The organism is Streptomyces sp. MUM 203J (assembly GCF_022414595.1).
Classification (GTDB): Bacteria; Actinomycetota; Actinomycetes; order Streptomycetales; family Streptomycetaceae; genus Streptomyces.
In genome coordinates this window covers 207,203-213,679 of record NZ_JADWYO010000003.1, presented here as the reverse complement: position 1 = coordinate 213,679, position 6,477 = coordinate 207,203, and the positions used below count along the sequence as shown (strand labels likewise).

Below are 6,477 nucleotides of genomic sequence, written 5' to 3'. Positions count from 1 at the left end.
AGCCGGGGCCGACGCCCGCACGCCTGCCACGGCGGCGGGGCCGCCCGCGGCGGGTTCGGGACCGCCGGGCACGGGTGCGGTCTCCCTGCCGTCGGCCCGGCCGGGGCCCGGCACGTCGACCCCGGCGGCCGGCTCGGCCGCGCCTCCGCCCTGCGGCTCGGTGGCAGTTTCCTTCGCCGGATCGGTCACATCGTGAAACGTATTTTCGGCCGAGGTGGGCGTCAATCCCGCGACCGGGTCAGAATGGCCGCATGAGCACGCCCGGCAAGGCCGACCCCCTGGAGCAGACCCTGCACGCCGCCCGTGCGCTGGTCCTCGCCGACCTGACCGCGAGGGACGTCGCGGAGGCGGAGATCGTGTCTCTCGTCGAGGACGCAGTCGCGGGGCGGCGCTGGTGGCTGGAGCAGTGGCCGGAGGGCTCGTCGTACGTCTCAGGGCTCGTCGCCCAGGACGTGCAGGACGCGCTGCTGGAGCGGTACGGGCGGTGGCCGCTCTGTCCGGTCTGCGACTCGGGCGACCCGCACGCCCTGGACGTGGAACCGGAGCTGGGCCCGGACCCGCACTGGGTGTGCGGCAGGGCGGGCGTGGTCGTCGCACCGGTGGGCGGGCTCACGTGACGATCTACATCGACCCGCCGAACTGGCCCGGTCACGGCCGTATGTGGTCGCACATGATCAGCGACGTGTCGTTCGAGGAGCTGCACGAGGCCGCCGCGGCGATCGGCGCCCCGCCGCACGCCTTCGACGGCGACCACTACGACATCCCGTCGTACCGCTACGCCGACGCGGTCGCCGCGGGCGCGGTCGAGATCGGCTCCAAGGAGCTGGTCCGGCTGCTCACCACCGCGGGACTGCGCCGCCCGAAACACCGCCCGGCGCCCCACCGCTGAGCCCAGGCCCCCGGCGGCCGGCCCCTCATCCCCCGAGCCGCTCCAGCTCGGCCGTCATGTTCCGCCGGGCCGCCGCCTCCCACTGCTCCGCCCCGTACGGTGTGCGGAACAGCCCTGGCAGCTCCAGGAGTTGGCGCAGCACCGCCGCCCGCCCCTCCCGGAACGCCTCGTCCGGCACGAACCCGTACTCCTCCCGTACCGCCGCGGTGTACGCCGCGTACGTGTCCGGCTCGGCGGCGAGGACCGCGAGGTCGGCGTCGCACAGGGCCTCGCCGTTCCGGTCTCCGGGGGCGGGGTCGTGAGTGACCGTGAGCCGCACGAGGCGGGCGACCTCCGCCGTACGGGACGGGTCGACGTCCAGTTCGGGCAGGGCGAGTTCGGCCAGGCGGGCGCTGCGTTCCTCGTTGGTGGACCGGTCCGGCAGGTAGTAGGCGTCGTGGAACCAGGCGGCGAGCCGGACGGCGGGCAGGTCCTCGGCGTGGCCGGCCAGCTCGTCGACGCGCCGGAGCACGGCGAGGAGATGGTCCGTGGTGTGGTACCGCCGGTGCGGCTCGGCCCAGCGGCGCAGCAGCTCGTGCGCGTAGCGCCCGGCCTCCGGGCTCTCCCCTGCGGCCTGCCGCACGGTGTCCGCCCAGCGGCGGAGCAGCTCGTCGTGTGCGGGGTGCGGGGCCAGTGATCGCGGCATTCCCGCATTGTGCCCCCACGCCGGCCCGCACCGCGTGGCGGGGGCGGGCCCGTCGGTCCGGCGAACGCGGGCACCGGCGGTCAGAGGCCGGCGAGCAGGCCGCGGAGCGGGGCCGGAACCCGGTCGGGGGCGAGGGCCTCGGCCAGGACCCGGCCGTAGTGGATCTTGCGCCCCTTCTTCGTACCGAGGAAGCGCCTGAACTGCTGCTGCGGGGTGCGGCCCCGCTGTGCGGGCTGGCGCAGAAAGGTCTGCAGAGCGCGCAGGTCGCCTTCCGCCCGGACGAGTTCCTCCACCCGTGTCACCCCCAGCGCACGGATCAGCTCGTCCTCCAGATCCGCCGCGCAGACGAAGAAGCCGTGCGGTGCCGCACCGGCCCCCTCGAAGCCGCGGACGTAGTAGGGAAGCTCCGCCTCGTCGCACAGCCCCGTGAGGCGGAGGCCGAGGCCCGGTGCACCGAGGAGCCGGGCGAAACGCCCGACGTTCATCGCACCGCCCATCGACAGGACGCAGACCCCTTCGGCCGCCAGATCCCGGCCCCGGCTCCCGGCCAGTGCGTCGACCGCTGCGACATCGCTCCGCCCTTCCAGCAGCACGGCCGTCCGGACGGACAGCCGCGCGGCCAGTGCGCGTGCGGGTTCGCCGGGGCCCCCCGCCGCCCACGCGGTGACCGCCTCCCGGAACGTCTCCATCTCGGTCATCGGACGAGTCTCGTCGAGTCCCGGCGGCACGGCCAGGGATTTTCCCCGGGCTCCGGGGCCCCGGGCCGTGCGGTACGCGGCTGCGCGGACGGCGCGACGGGCGTCCCACCATGTCAGGTGGGACGCCCGTCGCCCGCGGTCGGAATGCTCGTGCGCGCGCTCAGCGTGCCTCCCTGAACCCCCTCAGCCGCAGGCTGTTGCCCACCACGAAGACCGACGAGAAGGCCATCGCCGCGCCCGCGATCATCGGGTTCAGGAGGCCGGCCACCGCCAACGGCAGGGCCGCGATGTTGTAGGCGAAGGCCCAGAAGAGGTTGCCCTTGATGGTGCCGAGGGTGCGGCGGGAGAGGCGGATCGCGTCGACGGCGGCGCGCAGGTCACCCCGTACGAGGGTCAGGTCGCCCGCCTCGATCGCGGCGTCCGTGCCGGTGCCCATCGCGAGCCCCAGGTCGGCCTGGGCGAGCGCCGCCGCGTCGTTGACGCCGTCGCCCACCATCGCGACGGTCCGTCCTTCGGCCTGGAGCCGCTTGACGACCTCGACCTTGTCCTCGGGCATGACCTCCGCGATGACGTGCTCCGCGTCGATACCGACCTCGCGGGCGACCGCCTCCGCCACGGTCCGGTTGTCGCCGGTCAGAAGGACCGGGGTCAGGCCCAGCTCCCGCAGGCGGCGGATCGCCTCCGCGCTGGTGTCCTTGACCGCGTCCGCGACCTCCAGCACCGCCCTCGCCTCGCCGTCCCACGCGACGGCGATCGCGGTACGGCCCTGCGCCTCGGCCTCCTGCTTGGCGCGGGCGAGCGGGGCCGGAAGCCCGATGGCCCACTCCTCCAGCAGCTTCTCCCGCCCCACCAGCACCGCGTGCCCCTCGACGACGCCCTGCACGCCCAGACCCGCGACGTTCACGAAGTCCTCGGGCGCCGGCAGCTCGCCCACCTGCTCGGCGGCCCCGGCGGCGACGGCCTGGGCGATGGGGTGCTCGGAGGCGTGCTCCAGGGCCCCGGCGAGCCGCAGCACCTCGGCCTCGGTGACCCCGTCCGCCGCGCGGACACCCAGCAGGGTCATCCGGCCCGTCGTCACCGTGCCGGTCTTGTCGAGCACGATGGTGTCGGCCTTGCGGGTGTTCTCCAGCACCTCCGGGCCCTTGATCAGGATGCCGAGCTGGGCGCCCCGCCCCGTACCGACCATGAGCGCGGTCGGCGTGGCGAGCCCGAGGGCGCAGGGGCAGGCGATGATCAGCACGGCGACGGCGGCGGTGAACGCGGCGGTCAGCCCGGCGCCGAGCGCGAGCCACACGCCGAGCGTGCCGAGGGCCAGCAGGATGACGACGGGCACGAAGACGGCGGAGATCCGGTCCGCGAGCCGCTGAGCGGCGGCCTTGCCGTTCTGCGCGTCCTCCACCAGCTTCGCCATGCGGGCGAGCTGGGTGTCGGCGCCGATCCTGGTGGCCTCGACGACCAGGCGGCCCCCGGCGTTGAGCGTGGCACCCGTGACCGGGTCGCCGACGGCGACCTCGACGGGGACGGACTCGCCGGTCAGCATGGAGGCGTCGACGGCGGAGGAGCCCTCGACGACCGTGCCGTCGGTGGCGATCTTCTCACCGGGGCGGACGAGGAAGCGGTCCCCGACGCGCAGGTCGGCGGTCGGGATCCGCTGCTCGCGGCCCTCACGCAGGACGGTGACCTCCTTGGCGCCCAGCTCCAGCAGGGCGCGCAGCGCGGCGCCCGCCTTCCGCTTGGAGCGGGCCTCGAAGTAGCGCCCGGCCAGGATGAAGGCGGTGACTCCGGCGGCGGCCTCCAGGTAGATGTTCCCGGCGCCGTCACCGCGCGAGACGGTCAGTTCGAAGGGGTGGGACATGCCGGGCATGCCCGCCGTACCGAAGAACAGCGCCCACAGGGACCAGAGGAACGCGGCCGAGGTGCCGACCGAGATCAGCGTGTCCATGGTGGCGGCGCCGTGCCGGAGGTTGGTCCAGGCGGCGCGGTGGAACGGCCAGCCCGCGTAGACGACGACGGGCGCGGCGAGGGTGAGGGAGAGCCACTGCCAGTACGTGAACTGGAGGGGCGGGATCATCGCCATGGCGATGACGGGGACGGAGAGGGCGAGCGCGGTGAGCAGTCGCTGCCGCAGGGCCAGCAGCTCGGGGTCGTCGCCGTCTCCGCCCTCCTCCGGGGCTTCGTCCGGCGCGGCGGGTGCGGGGGGCTCCGGTTCCTTCGCGGTGTAGCCGGTGGCCTCGACGGTGGCGATGAGGTCCCGCACGGAGACGTCGGCGCCGCGGTAGGCGACCTTGGCCTTCTCCGTGGCGTAGTTCACGGTCGCCTCGACGCCGTCCATGCGGTTGAGCTTCTTCTCGACGCGGGCGGCGCAGGAGGCGCAGGTCATGCCGCCGATGACGAGTTCGACCTCGGCGGTGGCGGCACCGGTGGCGCCCGTGGGCCCTGTGGCGGTCGTGCGACTGCTCATGACTGCGCGCTCCTTGGTCGTTCCAGGGTTCAGCATACCCCGAGGGGGTAACTCCGACTATCCAAGTTATACCCCAGGGGGGTATCAAGGAGCAAGGGTCCACCGGCCCGGAACCCGCCCCCGCCCGCCTGTCGCGCATTAGGCTGAGCCCGGTATTGGACTAGACCTGTAGGTCGACGTAGGCGGTAGCCGCCGTCGCTCGCTTCCGGAGGATGGGAAACCCATGAGCAACCGTGCAGTCCTGGAGGTGATCGCCCTCGACGCCGAGGACGCGATCGCGGCGCAGGCCGGAGGAGCGGACCGCCTGGAGCTGGTCACCGACATAGCGGCGGACGGCCTCTCGCCGTCCCGCGAGACGTACGCGAGCATCCGTGCCGCCGTCGACATCCCGCTGCGGGTGATGATCCGCCTCACGGACGGCTTCGCGGCGGACGACACGGAGGCGCTGCTGCGGGTCGCGGGCGAGCTGCGCGCGGAGGGCGCGGACGAGTTCGTGCTGGGCTTCCTGGACGCGGAGGGCCGGGTCGACCTGACGGCCCTGGAGCGGCTGACGGCCGTACTGGACGGGTGCCGCTGGACGTTCCACCGGGCGATCGACCACGCGGCCGACCGCCAGGCGCTGCGCAAGGAACTGGCGGGCTTCCCCGGCCTGGACACCTACCTGACCGCCGGGGCGGCGGCGGGGGTCGACGAGGGGCTGCCGGTCCTGCTGGCCGAGGCGGCGCTGCCGGGCGAACCGCAGCTCCTGGTCGGTGGCGGGCTCTCCCTGGAGCACGTCCCCGCACTGCGGGCCGCCGGGATCGAGGCCTTCCACATCGGCGGCGCGGCCCGCCCGGCCGGCTGGGCCTCCCCGGTGGCCCGGGGCGCGGTGGGGACGTGGCGGCGGGCGCTGGACGAGGCGCCGGAGGCCGCCGGGGCGTGACCCGGCACCGGCCGGACAGGCGGCGCCCGCAGCTTCCGGGGCCTCCGCGACCTCGGGGTCCCATGGCCGCGCCTGCGGCCACGGGAAGGCGAGACGGCCCGGACGGCCACGGCAGGGCCGACGGCCCGGTCATGTGCGACTAGGCGACCGGCGTCACCGGCGCGGTCACCTTCGTTCGCGGCCAGGACGGCATCTTCGAGAAAGCCCCTGCGGCTCCTGGTGCGCGCCCAACCGGGCACGCGGCGATCACCTGACGCAGCTCACGCCCCGGCAGAAGCGCCACCGTCCACAGCCGCCGGCGCCGCGCCAGGCCCGGCGGCTGTACCGTGGGCGGCCATCCACTCACCGAGCGCGGCGAAGTCGCCGTCCGTGAGCCCGACGGCGGGATCGACGCGCAACAGCAGGGCGGCTTCCGGGTGCTCCGACTCGACCCACTCCCGGTCGAAGTCCCCGATCTCGTCGTCGGCCCAGGCGAACGCCCGCCCGGCAGCGGCCGCAACGAGCGCCCGCGTCTTCCAGTGCAGGGTTCCAGGCTGGTCGTCGTCCTCCGGAAGCTCCGCCACCGGCAGCTCCGGCAGCCCGAGCCGGGGGCCCACCACCTCGTTGGCCTCGTGCATCCAGGCGGTGGCCCAGACCAGATCGCACGGCAGCGCCAGCAGACGCGGCCCGTGCGAAGGATCGAGCCGGGCCAACTGCGGGTTGCCCTCGTGCTGCCAGTGCGCGTCACTGCCACGGGTGGGCACCGGAGCACCCCCATACGGCAGGAGGGTCCCGTCGATGTCCAGGAACAGCAGCGGCCGGTTCACGGCATCGGTCATGTAC

Annotated in this window: 7 protein-coding genes and 1 pseudogene; 3 read left to right on the top strand and 5 right to left on the bottom strand. The window is 74.3% G+C overall.

The genetic code is table 11. The features are described from left to right. Nucleotides 1-189, bottom strand: a pseudogene (locus tag I3F58_RS03795) (hypothetical protein); the annotation flags it as partial. Between the two features lie 62 nt (nucleotides 190-251). Here I3F58_RS03795 and I3F58_RS03790 point away from each other — a divergent pair. Next, entirely contained in the window at nucleotides 252-617 is a 366-nt protein-coding gene (locus I3F58_RS03790; protein ID WP_240106720.1) for a hypothetical protein, read from the top strand. Beyond that, the gene (locus I3F58_RS03785; RefSeq protein WP_240106719.1) at nucleotides 614-889 is read left to right on the top strand and encodes a DUF4031 domain-containing protein; all 276 of its coding nucleotides are present in this window, start codon (nucleotides 614-616) and stop codon (nucleotides 887-889) included. Before I3F58_RS03790 ends, I3F58_RS03785 begins: the two co-directional genes overlap by 4 nt. A gap of 25 nt (nucleotides 890-914) precedes the next feature. Here I3F58_RS03785 and I3F58_RS03780 read toward each other — a convergent pair whose 3' ends face one another. From I3F58_RS03780 to I3F58_RS03770, 3 genes are all read right to left on the bottom strand, one after another. Further along, nucleotides 915-1,574: a hypothetical protein gene (locus I3F58_RS03780; RefSeq protein WP_240106718.1), complete on the bottom strand. Its 660-nt coding sequence runs from the start codon at nucleotides 1,572-1,574 to the stop codon at nucleotides 915-917. An 80-nt stretch (nucleotides 1,575-1,654) separates the two neighbouring features. Next, a complete protein-coding gene (locus I3F58_RS03775) occupies nucleotides 1,655-2,272 on the bottom strand; it encodes a TOPRIM nucleotidyl transferase/hydrolase domain-containing protein (RefSeq protein WP_240106717.1) in 618 nt (205 codons plus the stop codon). A gap of 160 nt (nucleotides 2,273-2,432) precedes the next feature. Beyond that, nucleotides 2,433-4,733, bottom strand: coding sequence for a cation-translocating P-type ATPase (locus I3F58_RS03770; protein ID WP_240106716.1), 2,301 nt, complete (start codon nucleotides 4,731-4,733; stop codon nucleotides 2,433-2,435). A 223-nt stretch (nucleotides 4,734-4,956) separates the two neighbouring features. On the opposite strand from I3F58_RS03770, the gene I3F58_RS03765 reads away from it, so the two are divergent. Beyond that, the gene (locus tag I3F58_RS03765) at nucleotides 4,957-5,655 is read left to right on the top strand and encodes a copper homeostasis protein CutC (protein ID WP_240106715.1); all 699 of its coding nucleotides are present in this window, start codon (nucleotides 4,957-4,959) and stop codon (nucleotides 5,653-5,655) included. A gap of 260 nt (nucleotides 5,656-5,915) precedes the next feature. Here the strand turns inward: I3F58_RS03765 and I3F58_RS03760 are convergent, their stop codons facing one another. Then, a complete protein-coding gene (locus tag I3F58_RS03760) occupies nucleotides 5,916-6,473 on the bottom strand; it encodes an HAD domain-containing protein (RefSeq protein WP_240106714.1) in 558 nt (185 codons plus the stop codon). Nucleotides 6,474-6,477 lie beyond the last annotated feature (4 nt).

What these genes read in the sequence shown, in the direction of transcription:
- I3F58_RS03765 (WP_240106715.1), top strand. Translation starts at nt 4,957, where the DNA reads ATGAGCAACCGTGCAGTCCTGGAGGTGATCGCCCTCGACGCCGAGGAC.
- I3F58_RS03770 (WP_240106716.1), bottom strand. Translation starts at nt 4,733, where the DNA reads ATGAGCAGTCGCACGACCGCCACAGGGCCCACGGGCGCCACCGGTGCC.
- I3F58_RS03790 (WP_240106720.1), top strand. Translation starts at nt 252, where the DNA reads ATGAGCACGCCCGGCAAGGCCGACCCCCTGGAGCAGACCCTGCACGCC.
- I3F58_RS03780 (WP_240106718.1), bottom strand. Translation starts at nt 1,574, where the DNA reads ATGCCGCGATCACTGGCCCCGCACCCCGCACACGACGAGCTGCTCCGC.
- I3F58_RS03760 (WP_240106714.1), bottom strand. Translation starts at nt 6,473, where the DNA reads ATGACCGATGCCGTGAACCGGCCGCTGCTGTTCCTGGACATCGACGGG.
- I3F58_RS03775 (WP_240106717.1), bottom strand. Translation starts at nt 2,272, where the DNA reads ATGACCGAGATGGAGACGTTCCGGGAGGCGGTCACCGCGTGGGCGGCG.